The organism is Caballeronia sp. LjRoot31 (assembly GCF_964253885.1).
GTDB lineage: Bacteria > Pseudomonadota > Gammaproteobacteria > Burkholderiales > Burkholderiaceae > Caballeronia.
Genome location: NZ_CAXURX020000001.1, coordinates 1205068 through 1227744, shown reverse-complemented (window position 1 = coordinate 1227744; position 22677 = coordinate 1205068). Strand labels below are relative to the sequence as shown.

At 61.5% G+C, this 22677-nt stretch carries 15 protein-coding genes; 5 read left to right on the top strand and 10 right to left on the bottom strand.

The genetic code is table 11. The annotated features are described in order from the left end of the window. Positions 1-6: 6 nt before the first annotated feature. On the bottom strand, positions 7-3573 hold the full coding sequence (gene dnaE / locus ACSQ8V_RS05345; RefSeq protein ID WP_213763534.1) for a DNA polymerase III subunit alpha: 3567 nt from the start codon (positions 3571-3573) through the stop codon (positions 7-9). 238 nt (positions 3574-3811) lie between these two features. Between dnaE and ACSQ8V_RS05340 the strand changes: the two genes are divergently transcribed. Then, on the top strand, positions 3812-4756 hold the full coding sequence (locus ACSQ8V_RS05340; protein WP_436205093.1) for a sulfurtransferase: 945 nt from the start codon (positions 3812-3814) through the stop codon (positions 4754-4756). Positions 4757-4801: 45 nt separating this feature from the next. Beyond that, positions 4802-5695 (top strand): tRNA glutamyl-Q(34) synthetase GluQRS, encoded by an 894-nt coding sequence (gene gluQRS, locus ACSQ8V_RS05335; protein ID WP_436205092.1) that lies wholly within the window; start codon positions 4802-4804, stop codon positions 5693-5695. 102 nt (positions 5696-5797) lie between these two features. Here gluQRS and ACSQ8V_RS05330 read toward each other — a convergent pair whose 3' ends face one another. The 6 genes from ACSQ8V_RS05330 to purT form a co-directional block, all read right to left on the bottom strand. After that, on the bottom strand, positions 5798-7405 hold the full coding sequence (locus ACSQ8V_RS05330) for a DEAD/DEAH box helicase (protein WP_213763468.1): 1608 nt from the start codon (positions 7403-7405) through the stop codon (positions 5798-5800). Positions 7406-7942: 537 nt separating this feature from the next. Then, complete coding sequence (locus tag ACSQ8V_RS05325) at positions 7943-9400, bottom strand: aldehyde dehydrogenase family protein (protein ID WP_436205091.1); 1458 nt, start codon at positions 9398-9400, stop codon at positions 7943-7945. Between the two features lie 28 nt (positions 9401-9428). After that, positions 9429-11081, bottom strand: a complete 1653-nt coding sequence (locus tag ACSQ8V_RS05320; protein WP_213763470.1) for an acetolactate synthase large subunit — start codon at positions 11079-11081, stop codon at positions 9429-9431. A gap of 375 nt (positions 11082-11456) precedes the next feature. Continuing rightward, positions 11457-11822: an MliC family protein gene (locus ACSQ8V_RS05315; RefSeq protein ID WP_436205090.1), complete on the bottom strand. Its 366-nt coding sequence runs from the start codon at positions 11820-11822 to the stop codon at positions 11457-11459. Between the two features lie 174 nt (positions 11823-11996). After that, the gene (locus ACSQ8V_RS05310; protein WP_346730470.1) at positions 11997-12152 is read right to left on the bottom strand and encodes a DUF6726 family protein; all 156 of its coding nucleotides are present in this window, start codon (positions 12150-12152) and stop codon (positions 11997-11999) included. A gap of 67 nt (positions 12153-12219) precedes the next feature. Next, entirely contained in the window at positions 12220-13434 is a 1215-nt protein-coding gene (gene purT, locus ACSQ8V_RS05305) for a formate-dependent phosphoribosylglycinamide formyltransferase (RefSeq protein WP_436206597.1), read from the bottom strand. Positions 13435-13770: 336 nt separating this feature from the next. Here purT and ACSQ8V_RS05300 point away from each other — a divergent pair, with 336 nt between their 5' ends. Both ACSQ8V_RS05300 and ACSQ8V_RS05295 read left to right on the top strand, forming a co-directional pair. Next, entirely contained in the window at positions 13771-14385 is a 615-nt protein-coding gene (locus ACSQ8V_RS05300) for an META domain-containing protein (RefSeq protein ID WP_436205089.1), read from the top strand. Positions 14386-14779: 394 nt separating this feature from the next. Next, a complete protein-coding gene (locus ACSQ8V_RS05295; protein WP_436205088.1) occupies positions 14780-19075 on the top strand; it encodes a DNA translocase FtsK in 4296 nt (1431 codons plus the stop codon). Positions 19076-19148: 73 nt separating this feature from the next. Here ACSQ8V_RS05295 and ACSQ8V_RS05290 read toward each other — a convergent pair whose 3' ends face one another. Then, positions 19149-20210 (bottom strand): transporter, encoded by a 1062-nt coding sequence (locus tag ACSQ8V_RS05290; RefSeq protein WP_218627210.1) that lies wholly within the window; start codon positions 20208-20210, stop codon positions 19149-19151. Positions 20211-20360: 150 nt separating this feature from the next. Beyond that, entirely contained in the window at positions 20361-21596 is a 1236-nt protein-coding gene (locus ACSQ8V_RS05285; RefSeq protein WP_436205087.1) for a lactonase family protein, read from the bottom strand. Positions 21597-21916: 320 nt separating this feature from the next. Between ACSQ8V_RS05285 and ACSQ8V_RS05280 the strand changes: the two genes are divergently transcribed. After that, entirely contained in the window at positions 21917-22069 is a 153-nt protein-coding gene (locus ACSQ8V_RS05280) for a DUF3096 domain-containing protein (RefSeq protein ID WP_075645423.1), read from the top strand. 197 nt (positions 22070-22266) lie between these two features. On the opposite strand, the gene ACSQ8V_RS05275 is transcribed toward ACSQ8V_RS05280, so the two are convergent. After that, complete coding sequence (locus tag ACSQ8V_RS05275; protein ID WP_213763539.1) at positions 22267-22515, bottom strand: hypothetical protein; 249 nt, start codon at positions 22513-22515, stop codon at positions 22267-22269. Positions 22516-22677 lie beyond the last annotated feature (162 nt).

The window sequence follows — 22677 nt, the reverse complement described above, 5'->3', positions numbered from 1 at the left end:
CGCGCATCAATACACGATTTCGATCGAGCTTCCCGCGAATTCCCCGCGCAATGCCGTAATGAGATCGTCGGTGGGTTTTACACGCCACGCGTCGCCGAGCCGCACTTCGCCCTCCGCATGCTCGCTGCGATACACGATACTCACGTTCAGGCCATTCGGGATATGCACCGGCTGCCGCTGGCCACGGCCGCCGTCGCGATCACCGCCTCGCGAACCTCCGCGCGACGGTGCCTGCACTGCTGCCGATACCGGCGCAGCGGCCTGTTCAGGCGGCGCGCTATGCGCTTCCAGCACCTTCTTAAGCCGCAGTGCGTCGGCGTTGCCGTTCATTTCCACCTTCACCGCCTGCGCATAGCGGCTGCGTGAACGTTCGAGATCCATTGCCGCATCCACCGTGAAGCGAATGCCGCCAGTGAACGCGTCATTACGCGCCTGACCCTGCACGACCAGCAACTCGTCTTCCTTGTAGAGCGCCTTGTTCGCTTCGAACTGCTCGTTGTACACGGTGACTTCACACTGGCCGGTGCCGTCGTCCAGATTCACGATCAGCATCTTGCCGCGCTGGGTCATCTGCGTGCGCATGGTCGTGATCACACCCGCGACAAGCTTGTCGCGCCCTTCCTTCAATTCGCCGATCTTCTGGCGCACGAAACGCCGCACTTCGGTCTTGTAGGCGTCGAAGAGATGACCCGACAGGTAGAAACCCAGCGCGCTCTTCTCCTCCTGCAAACGCTTCTTGTCCGACCACATGGGTTCGTCGAGAAGCTCGTGGCCTTGCTGGGGTTCGTCTCCCATGTCGAAGAGGCCGGACTGCATGGCGTTGGCCGCGGCTTGATCGGCCGCTTCCATTGCAAGAGAGACCGATGCGATCAATTGCGCGCGGTTTTCGTGCAGCGAATCGAATGCGCCGGCACGGATCAGCGCTTCCACCGTGCGCCGGTTCACCATGCGCCGATCCACCCGCATGCAGAAATCGAAGAGATCGGTGAACGGCGCTTCTTCCCGCGCGCGCAAGATTTCTTCGATAGCACCCTGCCCGCTGCCCTTCACCGCGCCGAGGCCGTATCGAATGGTCTTCGAACGTGTGCCGTCAGCTTCGGCCACCGGTTCGAAGCGGTACGCCGACTGGTTGATGTCCGGCGGCAACACGGCCATCTTGTTGACCAGGCAATCCTCGAACAGGATCTTGACCTTGTCGGTGTCGTCCATGGCGAGCGACATATTCGCTGCCATGAATTCGGCCGGATGATGTGCCTTGAGCCACGCCGTGAAATACGCGAGCAACGCGTAAGCGGCCGCGTGCGACTTGTTGAAACCGTAGCCGGCGAACTTCTCCATCAAGTCGAAGATTTCGTCGGCTTTGGTGGCGGTCAGTCCATTCTTCGCCGCGCCCTGCCGGAACAGTTCGCGATGCTCGGCCATTTCCTCGGCCTTCTTCTTACCCATCGCGCGACGCAGCAAGTCGGCGCCACCGAGCGAATATCCGCCGATGATCTGCGCCATCTGCATCACCTGCTCCTGATAGACCATGATGCCGTAGGTCTCTTTCAGGACGGATTCAACACGCGGGTCCGGATACTCCACGATTTCGCGACCGTGCTTACGCGCGCAGAAGCTTGGGATCAGGTCCATTGGACCCGGCCGATACAACGCCACCAGCGCGATGATGTCCTCGAACCGGTCAGGCTGCGCATCCTTCAGCATGCCCTGCATGCCGCGGCTTTCCAGCTGGAACACAGCAACCGTATTGGCTTTCTTGAGGATTTGGAACGAAGCGGGATCGTCGAGCGGAACCTGCGACAGACTCCAGTTTTCCTTCGATGGGTCCAACCTGCGGATATACCGCTCCGCCCAGTCCAAGATCGTAAGCGTAGTCAAACCCAAGAAGTCGAACTTCACCAGCCCGACCGCTTCCACGTCGTCCTTGTCGTATTGGCTGACGACACCGCCGTCTTCACCCTGCGTATAAAGCGGGCAAAAGTCCGTGAGCTTGCCCGGCGCGATCAGCACACCGCCCGCGTGCATGCCGACGTTACGCGTCAACCCTTCCACGCGCTGCGCAAGTTCGATCAGTTGATGCACTTCGTCTTCATTGTCGAAGCGTTCCTGCAGCGTAGGCTCTTCCTTCAGCGCATCCGCGATGGTCACGTGCTTGCCTGGCTTGAACGGGATCAGCTTGGCGATGCCATCGGTGAACATGTAACCCAGGTCGAGAACCCGGCCGATATCGCGCACAGCCGCCTTCGCCGCCATCGTGCCGAAGGTCGCGATCTGTGACACGGCGTCCGCGCCGTATTTCTGCTTCACGTACTGAATGACGCGGTCACGCCCTTCCTGACAGAAGTCGATGTCGAAGTCAGGCATCGACACACGGTCCGGATTCAGGAAACGTTCGAACAGCAGGTTGTATTTGAGCGGGTCGAGGTCGGTAATGAACAGCGCGTACGCGACCAGCGAACCGGCGCCCGAACCACGGCCCGGACCGACCGGCACGCCATTGTTCTTCGCCCACATGATGAAGTCGGCGACGATCAGGAAGTAGCCCGGAAAGCCCATGCCAATGATGGTCTTGCACTCGAATTCCAGGCGCGCGTAATACGTCTCGCGCTGCGCTTCGCGCGCGGCTTCATCGGGATAAAGCTGGATCAGCCGTTTCTCAAGACCTTCCTTCGACAAATGCACGAGGTAGTCGTCGAGCGACATGCCATCGGGTGTCGGGAACAGCGGCAATTTCGGCTTGCCAAGTTCGAGCGTCAGGTTGCAGCGCTTCGCAATTTCGACCGTGTTGGCGAGCGCCGATGGAATGTCCGCAAACATTGCGCACATTTCCTCTTGCGTACGGAAATATTGCTCGGTCGTGAAGCGCTTCTGACGACGCGGATTCGCGAGCATATCGCCTTCGGAAATACACACGCGCGCTTCGTGCGCCGTGAAGTCGTCCGGGGTCATGAACTGCATCGGGTGCGTAGCGACTACCGGCAGCTTGAGCTTCGCGGCCAGCGCGACGGCCTGTTGAATGTAGGTCTCGCCGCCCGGCAGCGCCGCGCGCTGCAACTCGATGTAAAACGCACCCGGAAAAAGCTTGGCCCAGCGCTCCGCGTGACGTTCCGCGGCTTGATCGTTACCGGCGGCGAATGCCATGCCAATATCGCCATACTGCGCGCCCGACAGCGCCAGCAAGCCTTCCGATAATCCGCTTTCCAGCCACTCGTATTCGACTTCGGCGCGGCCGCGATATTGATTCGTCAACCAGGCTTTCGACAGCAGTTCGCACAGGTTGAGATAACCGCGCTGGTTCTTCACCAGTAACAGCAAACGCGAGGGCTTGTCGCGATCTGCGGGATTGGTGATCCAGACGTCGCAGCCGGCAATGGGTTTGACACCCTTGCCACGCGCTTCCTTATAGAAACGGACGAGGCCGAAAGCGTTGCCGAGGTCGGTCAGCGCGAGCGCGCCCTGACCGTCCTTGGCAGCGGCTTTAACGACGTCGTCAAGGCGCACGATGCCGTCGGCAATCGAGAATTCGGAGTGAACACGAAGATGGACAAAGCGGGGATCTGACATGAACGATATTGTACATGCGCCTATTCGCGAAATTCGCCCCGACGGCTGCGTTAGCCGTTCGGCCAGGGCTAATCAAGCCGGATGAAAAAAGTGCCGCATCGGCGTGGGCTCATCGGCCGATCGGTCGAGTCGGAAGCGCGCGCCATTTGCGGGATAATACGGATTCGGTGAACGCCCCTGGCGCTCGTCGAAATCGCTTTTTCCTCCGGCAACGCCCGTTTTCCAGCACTTTAAGAGCATTCGCGTCATGAGCATCGTCAACCTTTCCTCCTATAAGTTCGTGACCATCGAGAACGGCGCCGACTGGCGTCCCCAGATTGTTGACCGGTGCACCGCACTCGGCCTGCGCGGCACGATCCTGCTCGCGCCGGAGGGCATCAACCTGTTTGTCGCGGGCGAGCCGGAGCAAATTGGCACGTTCATGGACTACCTGCGTACTGACTCGCTCTTCGAGGGGAAATTCGCCGATATAGAGTTCAAGGAAAGCGTGTCGGCCACGCAGCCTTTCGGCAAGATGCTCGTCAAGCTGAAGCGCGAAATCATCACCATGAAAAAACCGGCAATCCGGCCCGAACTGGGCCGGGCGCCGTCCGTCGGCGCGGCCACGCTGAAGTCGTGGCTGGATCGGGGACATGACGACGAGGGCCGTCCCGTCGTCATGCTCGACACGCGCAATGCGTTTGAAGTCGACGTCGGCACCTTCGATCAGGCGCTCGATTACCGCATCGCGAAATTCAGCGAGTTTCCGGGCGTAATCGAGGAACATCGCGCGGATCTCGATGGCAAGACTGTGGTGTCGTTCTGTACGGGTGGGATTCGCTGCGAGAAAGCGGCCATCCACATGAAGGAAGTGGGCATTGACCACGTCTATCAACTCGAGGGCGGCATTCTCAAATACTTCGAGGAAGTAGGCGGCGCGCATTACCACGGTGAGTGTTTTGTATTCGATCACCGGACGGCGTTGAATGCCGCGCTCGAACCGGCGGCGATTGCGCAGAACGGTGAAGCCCAAGGTGTGGGGGCCACGGCAACCACGGAAGACGACGCCACCGATACCGACGAGGCACACGCCGCGATAACAGCAGACGGCCAGGCGTCGTTCCCTAGCCCGAACCACGGCCCGCACGAATCGCACGCAGAGGCTTCCGGCACGCCAGCGGCGCACGACCTTTCGTCGCGCGCCCCGCGCTGATCTGATGGCCGCGTTGCAGCCCAAGCTCACAGGTCGGAGAGCGGGATGAACGCTGAACCGGGCTATCGGGGCCGCTTTGCACCTTCACCCACGGGACCGCTGCATTTCGGCTCGCTGGTGAGCGCGTTGGCGAGTTTTCTCGATGCACGGGCTCATCGCGGAACGTGGCTGGTCAGGATCGAAGACGTCGACGGACCGCGCACCGTGCCGGGCGCGGCCAAGGAAATCCTGGACACGCTGAGCAGGTTCGGCATGGTTTCCGCCGAACAACCGGTCTGGCAAAGTCAGCGTGAAGTTGCATACCAGCAGGCCTTCGAGCAATTACTGGCCGCCGGCTTCGTGTTTCCGTGTGCTTGCACGCGTCGCGAAATAGCCGATTCCCTCGCACACAGCCACGCTCGACACGCTCGACACGCCACGCTGGCTTATCCGGGTACATGTCGCAACGGGCTGCATGGAAAACCACCGCGTGCATGGCGGATGCGCGTTCCAGATGGCGACGCCGCCGTTCTGAGCTTCAAGGATCGCTGGCAGGGAATGCAAACGCAGGACTTGGCAACAGAGGTCGGTGATTTCGTGCTCAAGCGTGCGGATGGAGAGTGGGCCTATCAACTGGCGGTAGTCGTGGACGACGCAGCGGCTGGCATTACGCATATCGTGCGCGGCGCCGATCTGCTGGACTCGACCGCGCGCCAGATTTATTTGCAACGCTGCCTGGGCGTTTCAACGCCCGCTTATCTGCACGTGCCGGTCATAGTGAACGAACAAGGTGAGAAACTCAGCAAGCAAACGGGTGCAACGGCGCTTGATACCAGAGCCCCGCTGATTGAGTTGACGCAAGCGGCGAAGCATCTCGGTCTGTATCCCTCCCCGGCTGGTTCGCTCGAAGCGTTTTTCTCCGACGTAACGGCGCAATGGGCGAAGCGGTTCGCGATTTAGGATCGTTGTTGCAGGACGTTGAAAATAGAGCGTTGAAAAACAAAAAAGCGGCATCTCTGCCGCTTCATCGTTTTTTTCACTCCCTACCACCATCCAATAACCTCAAGACCCCGACGGCGTTCTCCGCGGCATACCCAGTCCACCGAGCAGCGCAGCCAGCGGCTGACGCGGCGTGTTCTTGCGTTCGGCTTCCGCAGCGGCGTCATCCTGCGTTTTTCTCGTCGATGCCGCCGACGGCTCGTACGGCTTCAGGAAGAAATCGTCGATAGGTTGCTGACGCGTATGCGAACGCTCGAACGATGTCGAACGACGACGCGGCTCCTCGCTACGCGCATGCCGATGCTCACCGCGCTCCGGCCGCGCCGAGCGCTCTTCCCGGCGAGGAGCGGAAGACGATTCGCGCCGCACCGGCACGTCGACCTTCAGCACCATGACTTCCAGCGGCCGCTTGATCAGCTTTTCGATATCGGCGAGTTGCTTGCGCTCGTTCGGGCTGCACAACGACAAAGCGTCACCCGACGCGCCCGCACGACCCGTACGGCCAATCCGGTGAACGTAATCTTCCGCGCTGAACGGCAGGTCGAAGTTGATCACAGCCGGTAGATCGGTGATGTCGAGACCCCGGGCGGCCACGTCGGTTGCGACCAGCGCTTCGATCTCGCCCTTCTTGAATGCGTCGAGCGCCTGCATGCGCTCGCCCTGCGTACGGTCGCCGTGAATCGCCGTCGCAATAATCCCGTCCTTCTCCAGCACACGCGCCAACCGGCTTGCGCCGATCTTGCTGTTACAAAACACCAGCACCTGTTTCAGGCCGCGCTCACGAATCAGTTGCGTCACTGCGCCGGATTTATCGCTTTCCGCGACTTCGAACACGATCTGCCGAACGTTCGCGTTCGTGGAATTGCTGCGCGCGACTTCAATGGTTTGCGGATTACGCAGATAGGTTGCTGCAAGCTTCTTGATTTCGCCCGAGAAGGTGGCCGAAAACAGCAGCGTCTGGCGTTCCTTTGGCAGCAAATTCAGAATGCGCTGCAGATCCGGCAGGAAGCCCATGTCGAGCATCCGATCGGCTTCGTCGAGAACGAGAATCTGCACCTGGCCAAGATTCAGCGTCTTTTGCTGAACGTGATCGAGCAAGCGTCCGGGCGTGGCGATCAGAATTTCAACCCCGCGCCGCAGCGCTTCTGATTGCGGGTTCATGTCGACACCGCCGAACACCACCGTGCTGCGCAATGGCGTGTGCTTGGAATACGCCTGCACGTTCGCGGCGACCTGGTCGGCGAGCTCGCGCGTTGGCGTGAGAATCAGCGCGCGCACCGGATGGCGGGCGGGCGATGCGCTCGTGCTGGCCATGGGCAGCAGACGCTGGATGATCGGCAGGGAAAAACTCGCCGTCTTGCCCGTGCCCGTTTGCGCGGCGCCCATCATGTCGCGGCCGGCCAGCACCACGGGGATAGCTTGCGCCTGGATCGGCGTGGGGATCGTGTAGCCGGAATCGACCACCGCTCGCAGGATGTCGGCGGACAGGCCGAACTGGTCGAACGTGGGCACGGGACCGGGCACCGCGGATTCAGTGGCGCCCAACTCGAGCGCGGGGGCGAATGTGGCAGCGGGCGCGGCGGGACTCGCTTGAACTTCAGTGCTGGAATCAGCCCCGGGTGCGGCGTCGGATGAAGCGGCGGACGGGTTCGTGGCGACGGAATCGGACATGGTGACTTTGGTGGCTTTCGCTTTCGCTAAAAATGCGCCGGAGCGGCGCGCGAGCGGTCATTCCACCGCTCATGGACATCGGATGAAGAAGAACCGCGTGTTTCGTCGATGCAACCGGCAAACAACGATCAACGCGCGGACTTCAGATCCGCAGGGTTTCGTTTCGCTGCGAATCCTCGCTTGACCCGGTCTGACGCAACCGGATGGCGTAGTACGTAAGCGGTACAAAGCGGGTGCAAACGGCTAAGTACGGGTGGCAAGTGCTGGTGCTGCATGACCATGACGGCAACCGCCGCAGGCATGAAAAAGCTTGGCAATCGATATGAAAGAACACCGATCTGCCGGCCCAAGGACCTGGCTTCCCGTCCGGTTCCCGATCCCCGCCGGGTGAGGCGCTCGGACTACGGGAAAGCCCGCTATTGTAGCACTCCCCCGCCCGCCATCACGTTGATCCGCGACGCGCCTTCAAGGCGGCGCCGCGGCCGGGAAGCCCGGCCAGACGGACCTCGACGGCGCGGCCTCGGCTGCTATAACAGCCTATTTCGGTTTCTGCACGGGTTTCGGCGCATCCCTGACGACCATCAGACGCAATTCCGTCATGTCCTCGATCGCGTATTTCACGCCTTCCCGGCCCAGTCCGGAATCCTTGACACCACCGTATGGCATGTTATCAACGCGAAATGACGGAACATCGTTGACCACCACACCGCCTACTTCCAGTTCGTCCCACGCAAGATTCACGTTCGTGAGGCTGTCCGTGAACACGCCGGCCTGAAGACCGAAATCGCTGTCATTGACCGTTTCGAGCGCCTGGCTGAAGTCCGTGAACTTTTCCAGGATCGCGACCGGCCCGAACGCTTCCTTCCGATACAGATCCTGGTCGCGTTGCACGCCTTCCAGCAACGTCGCTTCGAACATTGCGCCTTCGACCTTGCCGCCCGCGATGATTTTCGCGCCGCTCGCCACGGCGCTTTCCATCCAGCCGGCCAGCCGCTTCGACTCGGATTCCGAGATCATCGGGCCGACGAAGGTCTTCTCGTCCTTCGGATCGCCCATTTTCAGCGACTTCGTTTTCACGATGAGCTTGTCGCGCAAAGCGTCGTAGATATCGGCGTGAATCAGGATCCGCTGCACGCCGATGCAACTCTGCCCCGACTGATAAAACGCTCCGAACGCCAGCCGGTCCACAACGTAATCCAGCCGGTCGGCCTGATCGCGATCGACGATCGCCGCCGCATTGCCACCGAGTTCCAAAATCACCTTCTTCTTGCCCGCTTTCTTCTTCAGCTCCCAGCCTACCGCCGGCGATCCCGTGAACGACAGGAGACGGAACCGATCATCGGTGGTGAAAAGATCAGCGCCGTCGCGATGAGCCGGAAGAATCGAGAACGCGCCTTTCGGCAGATCGGTTTCGGCGAGAATTTCGCCCATGATGAGCGCGCCGACGGGCGTGCGGCTCGCGGGTTTCAGCACGAACGGGCAACCCGCCGCGATGGCCGGCGCAACCTTGTGCGCCGTCAGATTCAGCGGGAAATTGAACGGCGAGATGAACGAGCACGGGCCAATGGGCACGCGTTTGTAATAGCCGTGGTAACCGGCCGCGCGCGGCGCGATCTCCAAATTGATCATGCCGCCGTCAATACGCACCGACTCCTCGGCCGCGACCCTGAAGGTGTCGATCAGCCGCGTGACCTCACCTTTCGAATCGTTGATCGGCTTGCCCGCTTCAATGCACAGCGCCTCGGCGAGTTCATCGAAACGCTCGCGAAAGCGCTTCACGCAATGATCGAGCACCGCTTGCCGCTGATACGGCTTGAATTCCCGCATCGCGCGCTGGGCGGCAACGGCGTGGCCGATGGCCGCATCGATCGCCTTCGCGTCCGCCATTGCCACGCGGGTCGCCACTTCGCCGCTGAATTTATCGGTGACTTCCAGGTCCGTGTTCGCCGCGACGGCGACGTTTGCCAGGTAATACGGATAGGTTTTCTTTAGCATGTCAGCCTCTGCTTAGCCGCTAGTAGGTCTAAAGTTGCGCGCTGAGCCGTTTGATTTCGCGGTTCAACACGCGCTCGTTGTCCGAATAGTCGATAGGCACATCGATCAGATGAACGCCCGGCGTCGTGAAACATTCCCGCAGCAAGGGCGCGAGCTCGTCCGCCGAATTCACTCTATGCCCGAGCGCCCCATAACTTTGCGCATATAAGACGAAATCGGGGTTCCGCAGCGTCATTCCAAAATCCGGAAAATTCATGTTTTCCTGCTTCCAGCGGATCATGCCGAACGCATCGTCGCGCAGCAGGAGAATCACCAGATCGAGCTTCAGCCGCACGGCCGTTTCCACTTCCTGCGAATTCATCATGAAACCGCCGTCGCCGCAAACGGCCATTACGTTGCGGTCGGGGTGCACGATCTTGCTTGCAATAGCAGACGGCAGGCCCGCTCCCATCGATGCAAGCGCGTTGTCGAGCAGAATGGAATTCGGTTCGTGCGCCCGGTAATAACGCGCGAACCAGATCTTGTACATGCCGTTATCGAGGCAAATGATGCCGTCCTTCGGCATGGTGTCGTACACGTCCTTGACGATGCGCACCGGATAAAGCGGGAACCGGTCGTCGTGCTGGCCCTTTGCCAGTTGCGCGTCGAAATGTTCCTTGATCATCTTGAAGCGCGAAAAATCCCAGTTTTGCTCGCTCTTTTTCAGCAATTCCTTCATCTGCCACACCGCGTTCGCGATATCCCCCACCACTTCGATCTGCGGGAAATACACTGGATCGACCTGTGCGCCGAGGAAATTCACGTGGATCACGGTCTTTTCATCTCCGTCGCCGCTGCGCATGAAAAACGGCGGCTTTTCGATCACGTCATGGCCAATATTGATGATGCAATCGGCGTGATCGATCGCGCGATGCACGAAGTCGCCATCGGAAAGCGTGGCGTTGCCAAGCCACATGGGATGCGATTCATCGATCACGCCCTTGCCCATCTGCGTGGTGAAGAACGGAATGCCGATCTGGTCGACAAATTCGCGCAGCATCTTCGTCGTGGTCTTGCGATTGGCGCCCGCGCCGATCATCAGGAGCGGATATTTCGCCTCGCGGATCGCCGCGACGGCATGCTCCACCGCCTTTTCCTCCGCAATCGGACGACGGCTGAAACTCTTCGGGATCGGCGCGCCGTCACCCTCTTCGTGCGCCACGTCTTCCGGCAGTTCAAGGTGCACGGCGCCCGGACGCTCTTCTTCCGCGCGCCGGAACGCCTCGCGCACCGACGCCGGAATATTGCCGATCGACACCATCGAACGTGTGTATTTGGTCAGCGGCTCCATCATGCGCACGACATCGACGATCTGGAAACTGCCTTGCTTGCTCGATTTGATCGGCTTCTGGCCGGTGACCATCAGCATGGGCATGCCGCCGAGTTGCGCGTACGCGGCGGCGGTCACGAAATTGGTCGCGCCGGGCCCGAGCGTGGCCAGGCACACGCCGGTCTTGCCCGTCAGGCGGCCGTAGGTTGCGGCCATGAAACCCGCAGCTTGTTCGTGGCGAGTCAGGACGAGCTTGATTTTGGAGCGGCGCAGCGACTCGAGGAGATCGAGATTTTCCTCGCCGGGAATGCCAAACACGTATTCGACTTTTTCTGCTTCCAGCGCTTTGACGAACAGATCCGATGCTTTCATGGAGAGTCTCGCTTGGGGACGGCGTGCACGGTAAATGTCGTGCAAAAGACGGAAATGAAATGGACCGGGTGCTGCTGAATGAGGCCACAAGAAAGCCACACGAAGGCCGCGCGGCACCCGCCCGTCCGTTTATGGTCAGTTGACCTGCACGCGGTTTGCGCGTGCGGATACAACCTTACTCCGGATAGCCATTCGATGTCGCGGACGACGCCGCGCGTTTAAGTCAACGGAAGCGTTAGCCTTCAAACCTTACAGGCGTCCGGGTTCAAGGTTCTGGATGAATCGGAAGTCGAAAAATCGGACATCGAATGCAAAGAGCCCGTTCCAACGTGAATCGGAACGGACTCTTTTTTCATCGCGCGGTCAAACGGCTGTCTAGCTTTCCGTCTTGCAGTCGGCAAGTATCGGCGGGGCCTTCGGATCGGCGGTGTCGTCGGTGAGCGAACCTTCTGGGCCTTTGGTCCACCACGTGTAGTGATCGCCAACGTATTTCGCCCCCGATGCCGCCAGAACATTCACAAACAACATCTTCCGGCCGTCGACGGTCAGCAGCGCAAAACTCTGCTTGTTCTTCGTGTTCATGTACTGCACGGTCAGCGTGCCGCCGCCGCGGCATTCGTAACGCAGCGTGTTGGTCGTCGCCGTCTGAATCTGCGGCACGGTCAGCGGCATCGCGACCGCCGAATGGGTCACGGACATCAAAACCATCGTACCGGCTGTCAAGGCGATCGATCTGACCATTCGTTCCATCCATTGGAACCGTGCTTGCCTCTTTCCATCCTTCATCGTTCTATCCTTTCGTTACCTCTTTCCCGGTGAACCCGCCGTGCAACCGCCAAGCGTCGGATGCACGGAGCGGCGTCGAACCCGGCCTGCCGGAACAGCCGACGCCTTCAAACGACTCGCCCAACATCATCAAGGATCAATGACGCCCGCGCACGCATCGGTCGGCGCGGCCGCCACGTGGCCGACCAGCGGCACCATCTTCAATCCCGCCGATGCCACCCGGCACGGCGCCGCCGCCACGCCGCATCCGGCCAAACCAACCAACGTCGCGCACAGCGCGACCATTGCACACCATTTCACTTGAAACCTCCGTGCCGCCCGCGAAAAGCTCGCCGCGAGCGGCGTGTTGCCGTCATCGAGTGGAGACGGGTCTTACCTTAGACGCGGCCAGTTTCGCGCGTTCCCGCGCTTCGTCGGTATCGCGTCCAGTTGCAAGCGCAACGCCCATGCGGCGCTTCGCGAAGCTTTCCGGTTTGCCGAACAGGCGCAGGTCCGAATCGGGCACGGCGAGCGCGTCAGCAACGCCTTCGAATGCGACGCCCGCTTCGTCCAGTCCGCCATAAATCACCGCCGACGCACCCGGCGCGCGCAAGGTTGTATCGACGGGAAGACCGAGGATCGCGCGCGCGTGCAGGTCGAATTCGGAGAAGCGCTGCGTAGCAAGCGTGACCAGACCCGTGTCATGCGGTCGCGGGCTGACTTCGGAAAACCAGACGTCGTCGCCGCGCACGAACAATTCGACCCCGAACAATCCGCGGCCGCCCAGCGCCGTCGTAACTTTTGCCGCGACATCGCGCGATTTGGCGAGCGCCGCGATGCTCATTGCCTGCGGTTGCCACGATTCCACATAGTCGCCCGCCACCTGGACATGGCCGATCGGCTCGCAGAAATACGTCTGCAGATCGCCCGTTTCCGGGCTGACCGCGCGCACGGTGAGCTGCGTGATCTCGTACTCGAAGTCGATAAACCCTTCCACGATCACACGCCCATGATTGACGCGGCCGCCGGCCATGGCGTGCTGCCACGCCGGTTCGATATCCGCGGCGCTTTTGAGCACGGACTGCCCCTTGCCCGAGGACGACATCACCGGCTTCACCACACACGGAAAACCAATCTTGCCGATGGCCGCCGTCATCTCGTCCAGCGACTCGGCGAACGCATACGGCGACGTCGGCAGGCCGAGCGTTTCGGCGGCGAGACGGCGAATGCCTTCGCGGTTCATCGTGAGTTGCGTCGCGCGCGCGGTCGGGATCACGACGGCGAGCCGCTCGGCTTCGATTTCAGCGAGGGTATCGGTTGCGATGGCCTCGATCTCCGGCACGATCAAATGTGGCCGTTCAGCTTCGATCAACGCGCGCAACGCCGCGCCGTCGGTCATGTCGATCACATACGAGCGATGCGCGACCTGATGACCCGGGGCATCGGCGTAACGGTCGACCGCAATCGTCTCCACGCCGAGCCGCTGCAACGCGATGATCACTTCCTTGCCGAGTTCGCCCGCGCCGAGCAGCATCACGCGCGTCGCGCCGGGCGTGAGCGGCGTGCCGATTTTCGCCGGCTGCTGCATCGGCTGCATGCCGGATTGAGGGGAAGAAACGGCGGACGCAGCGGACTTCGCGCTCTGCATGGATGCTCCAGAAAAAGAGGCCTGTCAAGCCCGCGATGTTAACACGCGGACCCTTTTCCGGACGCGATCGGTGTTGTGTTTTCGGGCGCGGGCTGGCGGATCCGGGATGATAGCGGCGTTGCGCGGCGGCCGCCTGCACGGCGGCTTTGGTGCGATCGAACGAGCGGTCGCGCTAACCTTTCTTTACATGTTGCAATGACTTTGCCGCAATCTGCCTTGGTCAATCTTGGGACGAGTGCGATACCCTTACGGTTTTGCCAGCTCCAAGGAAATTCCATGTCGATGCAGCCCTCCCGTTCGCAACCTGCGCGTGTTTCGGCGCGCAGCCGGGTCCATGCTGCGTTCCCGCGTTCCAGGCCCTCATTGGCAGCCGTGATGTCGATCGTGACTCTCGCTTTCGGTGCGGCGTTGGCAGGTTGCACGATGCCGACACATCCGGACAGCGCCGCGCCGCCGACCGATCCTTACAACCCGGCCGCGACCCAGCTTCTCGACGATACCCAATGGCAACTCACCAGTTGGACCAATGCCGACGGCAAGACGCGCCCGGTTCCGGCCAGTCCGGCTGGCGCCGCTGGCGGCAGCGCGGGCGGAGCGCCGATCACCCTGAACTTTTCGACGCTAGGCGGCCAACGCAAGGCGAACGGCTTTTCCGGCTGCAACCGTTTCACCGGCACCTATGATCTGGCTGGCGGCGAGCTGTCCTTCGGCCCCCTTGCCAGCACGCGGATGGCTTGCGCGCCGGGACCGGGCAGCGCGCTCGAACAACCGTTCCTCCAGGGCCTGACGGATATCGAAAAAACCGGCGTGCAAATGCAGCCGCCGCAACAATTGCAGATCACGCTCAAGAACGGCGACGTGATGACGTTCACACGAGGCGCGCAACCTTGAGATCGATGAAGGCCGGTTTGAAGGGTTGAGGTTTTTGAGGGTGGAGGTTGAGGAAAAGGCGGTTGCGTTTCAGGCGGTCGTCACGGAGTCTGTTGGACGTTGGCGCCCGGTCGAGTCAGGGCATTTGGCATCCTGGCGCTTGACGTCGTTTGACGTCGTTAAGCGCGTTGGTTTTTCGTTTGGCTGTGCGTCTTTGAAATGGAATATGAACGCTCGCCTGACCCAGCCAACACTGTCTCGATGCATCAATCGTCACCTGCGGCCGAATGCTTGATCGCTTGACCACCGCCCGCCCTCGCCGCGTTCATGGCGGTTAAACTCGGCGGTACTGATTCATATTTGTCTGAGCCTGGGTTCGCTGCTCACATCGCTTACATCATTCCTGGTTCCTTGCATGCACACGGTAGTTTTCGGCTGGTTCGGTGCTTCGGCCGTCTGGTTCATCCCCCTTCTCTGGCGCATCGTCAAGTCCGTTCTCCCCAACGGCGGCGGCCTGCGCGGTCCGGGCACGATCCGGCTCTGGCTCGGTTTCTTCTGCGTGCTCCTCGCGAGCTGCGCGCTAGAAGCCGCCCTGTTTCATTCGTTCGCATTCGCAGCCGACGTCGACCATCTCGGCCACGCGCTGTTGCTCGGCCTGGGCGGACAGGCCGGCGTCGTGAGCACGCGGGCTGCGCTGAGCGTGGGTGCCGGTGCGGCCATTGTGTTTCTCATCAGCTTGCCGTGGCTCTGCGGGTTCCAATGGCGCGAGACCCTTGGCTGGGCAAACGGCGCATTCGGCCTGGGCCTCAAACCCGAGTGGTTCACGCCACGGGAACGGTCGGTCCGAGAGAAACCATCGCGTGCCCGGGCATCGCGCGACAACGCGCAAACGCGGGGAGCGAGCGCGGGTCTCGGCAGCTTCAAGGCGGGGAGCACGGTTGGGAGCGGTGTCACGACTTCTGGTAGAACCTCGCACGATGCTCCGGCACTCGGCTTGCCGACTGCAACGCAACGCCCAAGCAGTCGTTATCAGCGGCCGACCGTCTGGCGTCCGCAGCCTGCACGGCGCAGCGACGCCGAGCGGCTGCTGCGCGGGCCCGAGGCTGCGCGGCCGGTTGAACCCTTGTCGTCGACACATCGTGAACCGAGCGCCGGCAAAGACAGCTATTCGGACCGCTTCCCCGATGCACGCCCTGCCGCTTCGCACAGCGGTCGCGGAACAGGACCTCGGGAGCCGCTCGAACCGATCGCACCGGCGGGCTGGCTAAAGAGCGGCCCGGAGTCGGGATCGTCGTCGGGAACGCGGGAAAGGACGGCAAGCGTGAACGCGCCCGAGGCGGCGACGAGCGCGGGATCGGGTAGCGTCACGCGGATCGGGAGTGCGGCGGGTACCGGGGAAACGGCAAGTGCCGTGCCGCCGAATGCGGCCCGGACATCGGCAACGCGGGGAACGGACCGCCCCGTGGATGCTGCCGCGTCACGGCTTCCAGACGTATCGCGTCCATTGCTGAACCGGAGCACGCCGGGCGCTATTCGTGCGCCGGGTTCCTCCGGTGTTTCCCACGCCGCTTCGCGCAATACATCGATGAACCCTACCGGCGGCAAATCGGTTCCTCCGGGAGTATCGAGCGACTCTTTTTTTGCTGCGACAACGGCATTCGCGGCTGTTCCCGCCAAACCTGCCGGTCCACCGCCAGCACCTGAACGGATAAAGGAGACGCTGCGCTCCATCGAGCAAAGCACGGCGCAATGGACCACGCGCGCAGGTGGCGTTGATACAGCGCGGGAAGCGGGAGCGTTGCCAGATACAAGCGGCGCAGCTAACGGACACGATGCAGCGGCGTTGAACGCTTCGGGTGCTTCCGACGCGCTGGCCGCTTCGGCTAGCCCCGTGGGTTCCGCTCCTCCAGCGTCCTCAGCTATCACCACGCCCCTAGCTTCTCCGGCGTCGGCATTTGCGCCCCCGGCTGTTTCTGCATCGTTGGTAAGTGCGGGTCTCGCGAGTCATGCAACCCCCAACACACCAACACCGAACGCGACGGATCTTGAGAAGACCACAATCATCTCCGATTCGTCCCCGACGTCGGGCACGACTACTCCGTCGTCGATAACCAACCCGTCCGCGAACCAGGCCGACCAGCCGGGAACGGCGGAAGGCGTTGCGTCGCTGGCGGCATCGAGTGTTGCGGGCACGTATTCGTCCAGCGCTTCGTTACGCGATGGCTACACCTTCGCCTCTGCCGCCCAGACTATCGTGCGCGAGCCAACGCAGCCGGAGACCGGCACGGATGCAAGCACGAGCAACGCAGACATCCACAACAACGGCGCCCTGCCCTATCCCGTATCACCGACAGCGCACGATAACGGTATCGAACAAACACCGGCGACCGCCCCGGTCACGACGCAATCCGTCGATGTACGCTCGAACCCGTTGTCGAACCTGCCCGTGCAGCCCACCGATAGCGACGAGACCAAGAATCAGACGTCGGATCCGATATGGCCGGCCGACATCGATGGAACCGCGCATCTGGCCTCTTCCGCCATTGCAGGCAATGCCGCGCTCAACCCATCGAACGGTTCCGCGTCGATCGAAACCCGTGACCTGAACGGTTCATCTACGCTCTTGGAACCGACAACGCCGAGCACGACGACGTCGCCCAATACGTCACCATCCATGCAAACGCCAGTTCACCTCGCCGATCTCCCGCCGTGGGCCGTCCGCGCCGGGCAAACGCACCCTGTGCAGACGACGCATGACATCGTCCCGGCGACACCGGCATCGTCGTTATCTGGAAGCCCCGCAACTACGTCCACGGGTCAGGCACACACGCCGCCGTGGCAAGCAGATTTGGGCGCCGCACGTGCGCCGTTAAGCGACGTCGATACGCCACATGCCGCGCCCGACGAAACGAACGCAAACGTCGAAACCAGCATCGATACCCCGCCCGCCTCTCTCGCTCCGAACGAATACGCGGCACAAACGCAAACGCCAACCGACCGAACGGCGCAAACGGAATGGAAAACCGCGACCGAAGCACAAGCAGGCCCGAACTACAACCACGCTTCGAACATTGTCCATTTTCCGCGCGCCATTGCGAACGCGGACGCGAGTGCCAATGCGGACGCGACCCCGGCTCCCGCGCCTGAAACAACCCCGCAGCAATCCGATTCCCGCCCGCCGGTGCGCGGTTTCATCGCGACCGAATTCGAGTTCCACGCGCCCGCGGCGTCGGCCGTCGATCTCCCCGGCCTCGACCTCCTCGAACCCGCATCCGACGAAGTCGAACCGGTCTCCGAACAACATCTCGCCGAAACGGGCCAGTTGATCGAGCAGCGCCTGCAGGAATTCAAGGTACCGGTGACCGTGGTCGGTGCATCGGCGGGACCGGTCATCACGCGCTTCGAAGTCGAACCGGCGCTAGGCGTGCGCGGCAGCCAGATCGTCGGCTTGATGAAGGACCTGTCGCGCGGACTCGGGCTGACATCCATCCGCGTGGTCGAGACGATTCCCGGCAAGACCTGCATGGGACTCGAATTGCCGAACGCCAAACGGCAGATGATCCGGCTCTCCGAAATCCTGGAAGCCGACGTTTATCGCGACTCGAAGTCGTTCCTCACGATCGCGATGGGCAAGGACATCGTCGGCAATCCGGTCGTAACTGACCTCGCGCGCGCGCCGCACATGCTGGTCGCGGGCACGACGGGTTCGGGCAAATCGGTGGCGATCAACGCGATGATCCTGTCGCTGCTTTACAAGGCGAAACCGGAAGACGTACGCCTGATCATGATCGACCCGAAGATGCTGGAACTGTCCGTGTACGAAGGCATTCCGCATCTGCTCGCGCCGGTGGTCACCGACATGAAGCTGGCCGCGAACGCGCTGAACTGGTGTGTCGGGGAAATGGAGAAGCGCTACAAGCTGATGTCGGCGGTAGGCGTGCGCAATCTGCAGGGTTTCAACCAGAAAATCCGCAATGCCGAAGCCGCGGGCAAGAAGCTGACGAACCCGTTTTCGCTCACGCCCGACGCACCCGAACCGCTCGCCAAGCTGCCGATGATCGTGGTCGTGATCGACGAGCTAGCCGACTTGATGATGGTCGCCGGCAAGCAGATCGAGCAGTTGATCGCGCGGCTGGCGCAAAAGGCGCGCGCCGCCGGCATTCACCTGATTCTCGCGACGCAGCGGCCGTCGGTGGATGTGATCACCGGGCTGATCAAGGCGAACATTCCGACGCGGGTGGCGTTTCAGGTGTCATCGAAGATTGATTCGCGCACGATCCTCGACCAGATGGGCGCGGAGTCATTGCTCGGCGCAGGCGATATGTTGTTCCTGCCGCCCGGCACGGGTTATCCGCAACGCGTGCATGGCGCGTTTGTCGCGGACGAGGAAGTGCATAGCGTGGTGGAATATCTGAAGCAGTTCGGCGAACCGGAGTACGAGGAAGGGATCTTGTCGGGACCGACGCCCGAAGGTGGCACGCCGGACCTGTTCGGCGACACGCCGGATGCCGAAGCCGATCCGCTCTACGACGAAGCCGTATCGTTCGTGTTGCGCACGCGCCGGGCATCGATTTCGTCAGTGCAGCGGCAATTGCGCATTGGCTATAACCGCGCAGCGCGGCTCGTCGAACAGATGGAAACAGCGGGCCTTGTTTCACCGATGAGCACGAACGGAAACCGCGAAGTGCTCGCACCGGGACCGGCGGAATAAGCCGTTATCAGATGACCGGGGCGCGGGCAAGGTTGCGAAACCATAACCTGGGCCCTGGCCATCTCATCTCACCTCACCACAACCGGAAGCGCCGCAACAAATACAGCGTGAAGGCGGCGCAAACGGCCATCACGCCCATCACGATCAAGAACGAATAGGTATCGTGCGTGCCGGGCAGCCCGGCCACGTTCATGCCAAAGATACCGGACACAAGCGTTGCGGGCATCAGCAACGCGGACATGACCGCGAGCCACAGCAGCTTGCGGTTGATGTCCTCCGAGAGCAACGCGGCAATCTCGTCCTGCAGCAACTTCGAGCGTTCGTATTGCGCCTCGAGTCCGGCAGCCAGCCCGTTGAGCACCTGAATTGCCTGGATCAGCGTTTCCATCGACCGGGGCTCTGCCCACTCCAGCCGCCGCAGAACCAGTTGCGTCAGCGCGTTGCGCTCAGGATCCACAAACCGCTTCACTTCCACCAGCCGCCTGCGCACCGACCCCAGCTCCGCGCGCCAGTTCGAATGACGACCGTCGAGCACGCCCTCCTCGACGTCATCGAGCCGATCGCCGATTTCATCGATACGATCCGCGAACGTCTCGTTCAACGCGCGAATCAGGCCGGCGAAAAGATCGACGGTATCCCGGAACACGGCGCCTTCGAGCACAGCATGACGCAGCCGGTCGGTGGATTGAAGCGGCTGCGCGCGCACCGTGATCATGCGGTTCTTATCGACGTAAAAGCGCAGCGCGCCTGTCGCCCGGCGCGTGGCCTGCGCGTTCGGATCGGCGTCCGGGGTCTCCGCGACGCGCTCCAGATCCGCCACGACGCCGTACATGAACGTCCCGCCCATGTGCACGCGCGGGCGCTTGTCCTCACCGTTCAGGAATTCGCGGGCGACATCGGGCATGGCGGTCACGCCGGTCAGCCAGCTTTCGACGGTGTCGTCGTTTGCGCTCAAATGCAGCCACGTCGGACCGTCGCCCGCGATCTCGCGACGCGCTTCATCCCACGACAGCCGTAAGGCCTCCGCGCCGGCAAACCGGAACGCGCAGATAAAACCCGGTGGTGTGGGTGCGTCCTGCTCCGTACTGCGAGCGGTAGGACCCGACTCGCTACCAACTACTGACGTAATGTTCAACGTTGAATTCCTTCGATACCGGGACAACCCCGGCCTTACCAGTTAAACAAAAACCACGTTACTTAAAAACCAAGAAAGAACCAGGAAAAAGCCAGAAAACCTGTGCAAGCCGCGAACCCCCGACGACCCGCACAGTTGAATAAAAAATCCTCAGGATGGCGAAACGAACTTGAAATCGACCGGTGAACCAATCTCCAGGCGCTTCGGATCGGAAGCAAGTTCGCCCGTGTCCGGATTGCGCCGGAAAAAGTAGACGCTGTCGCTGTCCTGGTTGCCGACGATCAGCCAGCGTCCGGTCGGATCGATGGCAAATTCGCGCGGCGACTTGCCGAGCGTCGAACGCCGGTTGAGCAGCTTGAGATGGCCATCGGACGGATTCACGGCGAAGGTCAGGAGTTCGTTCGCATCGCCGCGATTGGTGGCATAGAGGAAACGGCCGTCCGGCGACAGATGGATCGCGCTGCCGCCCACCTTGCCCTTGAAACCGGGCGCGGTCATCGGCAGGGTTTGCCTTAGCGTGAGCTTGCCGTCGTCATAGTCGTACACCGACACCGACGCACTCATTTCGGTTGTGAGGTACGCATGTTTGCCGGCTTGATCGAAGATCAGGTGGCGCGGCCCGGAACCCGGTTTCACGAGCGTATAACGCGACTCGGTCGGCCCGAACAAACCGCGGCTGCCGTCGGGCGTGTATCTATATGAATAGATCTTGTCCGCACCCAGGTCCTGCGCGAACAGGTAACGGCCATCGGGCGAAAACACCGTGGAGTGCACATGCGAATTGTCCTGGCGCCCTTTCACGGGACCGCTGCCGTCGTGATGCACGGTGAGTACCGATGGATCAACCCGGTCACCTTCCAGTGGAAACACGGCAAAGCTGCCGCCCGGATTCGATGCCACCGAGTAGTTGGCGGTCAGCAAATAACGGCCATCCGGCGATAAAGCGAGATACGCGGGATCGTTGCCATCGGAAGAGACGCGGTTCACGAAGGTGAGCTGCCCGCTCGGCGGATCGAAGCGGAATGCGCTGACGCCGCCGCGTTGAGAAGCGGGACCGTTATCGCCGGGAAGCTCGTTGACCGCGTAGACATGCTGCCGATCGTGGCTCACCACGAGATACGACGGATTCACCGCCTGCGCGGATGAAAGGCGCGTGATCGCACCGGTGCCCGTGTCGAACCGGTACACATAGAGACCCTCGCTCTTGCCGCTGCCGGTGTACGTGCCCACGAGCAAGTCGAATACACCGTTATCGGCAGCGCCGGAAGTCGCTGACGTGCCGGTGGCGGCGGCCGTACCCGCCCCTTGTGCGAAGGCTTGGGCGGCAGCCAGCGACAACACAGCGGCAACGCTCGCGGCAACACCCGCCGCGACACCTTTCGACATCAATCGCGACCGTCCGGACTGCTTTAAACGCGCCGGCCCGGCGGCGCGGCACGATGTTTGCGTGGAAGCGAAGCCCCGGACACGGAGCGTGGAAGGAAAATGAGGAAAACGACATGTCAAACGCGTCAAACGAGAGAAATGGGTGAGATCCGCCAAATACATACAGCCTCCTGATCGTTCGTTATTACGGCTTGTTTCAGGTTATATGAGCCGTGGACAAGCGCCCGATTGTCCCAATTGTCACCGGTCACTGCTTCGGCGCATGATGCAAACCGAATGATGCAAACCAATTCCCATCAAAAAATCAACAAGGAGTCGCCATGAATATCCATCTGAGCCTTGGACCGCTGGTTGCGCTGATAGCGGGCATTCTGATCCTGATCGTGCCGCGCCTGCTCAACTTCATCGTTGCGATTTACCTGATCATCATCGGGCTGATCGGCGTATTCGGACTTAGCACGACACATTTCTGACGGCCTCGGCACGAACACAGCCATCGCGCTGCTAGCCGTCACGCGCTCCTTAAGACGCTGTTATTGGAGCGAGGTTCCGAACGTTCCGAACCTTCCGACGACGAGCAAACGCTGAACGCGGGGTCGCAATCCGCGATCCCGCGCTAAGAATGTTCTGACGTTGAACGAAGCCGTTGCGTGCTGCAGCGCAATCGGTATCAGTTATTGGCAAGCTGGTCGAGCCGCATCCGGCCCTGCAGCGACAAACCGCCCACGGCGGTGCGCCCATCGACCTCGCGATGCCGCGTGAAACAGGCGCGTTCGATCAGGAACGACGCAGCGGTCTCCATCCCGTTGCGGGACAGGCCGAGATTCTTGTAATTGAGATCCAGGAGCGCGGTTTGATCGACGATGTGGCTCGCGGCCGACAGGATGGCGATGCAATCGGCTCTCGACGGATTCAGCATGGCTTTCACTTTCGATGTCCTCGAAAACGTTAGGCAAGCAGGGAGCGCGTGACGTGCATCAACAGGTCCTATACCACGGTACGACGGACCCACGTGACTGCTTTCGGCAAAACCGTCAGGCGCGAAGATTCATTCTAGGCATTTGTCACAAGTTTTTTCAAC

Excerpts from the sequence above, each read along its gene's own strand:
- ACSQ8V_RS05340 (WP_436205093.1), top strand. The coding sequence starts at position 3,812 with ATGAGCATCGTCAACCTTTCCTCCTATAAGTTCGTGACCATCGAGAAC.
- ACSQ8V_RS05295 (WP_436205088.1), top strand. The coding sequence starts at position 14,780 with ATGCACACGGTAGTTTTCGGCTGGTTCGGTGCTTCGGCCGTCTGGTTC.
- ACSQ8V_RS05320 (WP_213763470.1), bottom strand. The coding sequence starts at position 11,081 with ATGAAAGCATCGGATCTGTTCGTCAAAGCGCTGGAAGCAGAAAAAGTC.
- ACSQ8V_RS05325 (WP_436205091.1), bottom strand. The coding sequence starts at position 9,400 with ATGCTAAAGAAAACCTATCCGTATTACCTGGCAAACGTCGCCGTCGCG.
- ACSQ8V_RS05330 (WP_213763468.1), bottom strand. The coding sequence starts at position 7,405 with ATGTCCGATTCCGTCGCCACGAACCCGTCCGCCGCTTCATCCGACGCC.
- ACSQ8V_RS05285 (WP_436205087.1), bottom strand. The coding sequence starts at position 21,596 with ATGTCGAAAGGTGTCGCGGCGGGTGTTGCCGCGAGCGTTGCCGCTGTG.
- ACSQ8V_RS05310 (WP_346730470.1), bottom strand. The coding sequence starts at position 12,152 with ATGGTCGCGCTGTGCGCGACGTTGGTTGGTTTGGCCGGATGCGGCGTG.
- ACSQ8V_RS05315 (WP_436205090.1), bottom strand. The coding sequence starts at position 11,822 with ATGGTCAGATCGATCGCCTTGACAGCCGGTACGATGGTTTTGATGTCC.
- gluQRS (WP_436205092.1), top strand. The coding sequence starts at position 4,802 with ATGAACGCTGAACCGGGCTATCGGGGCCGCTTTGCACCTTCACCCACG.
- purT (WP_436206597.1), bottom strand. The coding sequence starts at position 13,434 with ATGCAGCAGCCGGCGAAAATCGGCACGCCGCTCACGCCCGGCGCGACG.
- ACSQ8V_RS05280 (WP_075645423.1), top strand. The coding sequence starts at position 21,917 with ATGAATATCCATCTGAGCCTTGGACCGCTGGTTGCGCTGATAGCGGGC.
- ACSQ8V_RS05300 (WP_436205089.1), top strand. The coding sequence starts at position 13,771 with ATGTCGATGCAGCCCTCCCGTTCGCAACCTGCGCGTGTTTCGGCGCGC.
- ACSQ8V_RS05275 (WP_213763539.1), bottom strand. The coding sequence starts at position 22,515 with ATGCTGAATCCGTCGAGAGCCGATTGCATCGCCATCCTGTCGGCCGCG.